1 protein-coding gene is annotated in these 702 nt (G+C 40.6%); it reads left to right on the top strand.

All coding sequences use genetic code 11. The features are described from left to right. The coding region (locus NON16_RS25285) for a reverse transcriptase domain-containing protein (protein WP_257352385.1) at window positions 1-602 on the top strand (602 nt) is incomplete at its 5' end. Window positions 603-702: the final 100 nt, after the last annotated feature.

Here is a 702-nt window from a genome sequence, read left to right as displayed (position 1 = left end):
AGGCGTACATGGTTAGATATGCCGATGACTTTGTATGTTGCTTCCAATATAAAAGAGATGCCGATAACTTCTATAAAGCATTAGGGAAACGGCTTAAGAAATTTAATTTGGAGATGGCAGAAGACAAGACGAAAATCATTCCATTTGGACGCTTCGCAAAGGAAAACTGTAAGCGCAAAGGGAAGTCAAAGCCATCTACCTTTGATTTTCTTGGATTTACTCACTACTGTAGTGAAAGCAAAGATGGTCGTTTTCGTGTCAAGCGTAAAACAAGCAGAAAGAAAATGCAAGCAAAACTCACGAGGTTCAAGGAATGGATTAAAATAAACAGAAATAAAGATGTGGAATTTATCATGAATCGATTGAGTAGGTCGCTAACAGGCTACTACAACTATTACTGTATCACAGACAATACACGGACAGTTGGGGTATACCGATATCAGGTCACAAGGCTACTGTTTACGTGGCTAAACCGGAGGAGCCAAAAGAAATCATTTGATTGGGATAAGTTCAATCTATTTCTTAGAAAATATCCATTGTCGAAGCTACGAGTAAAAGTGAACATATACGATCTTAGAAGCGAATTAAGCTATATTCTGTAAATGATGATGGAGAAGAGCCGTGTGCGGGAGTACCGCTCGCACGGTTCTGTGAGGGGGGCGGAGCACAATCCATAATGGAAAGGCTCCCTCCTACTCGACA

Origin of the sequence: Pseudalkalibacillus decolorationis (genome assembly GCF_024609785.1) — a bacterium.
GTDB classification, from domain to species: Bacteria; Bacillota; Bacilli; order Bacillales; family Fictibacillaceae; genus Pseudalkalibacillus; species Pseudalkalibacillus decolorationis.
Note: the sequence above shows the minus strand (reverse complement) of the source record. Positions and strands in the feature narration are given on the sequence as shown.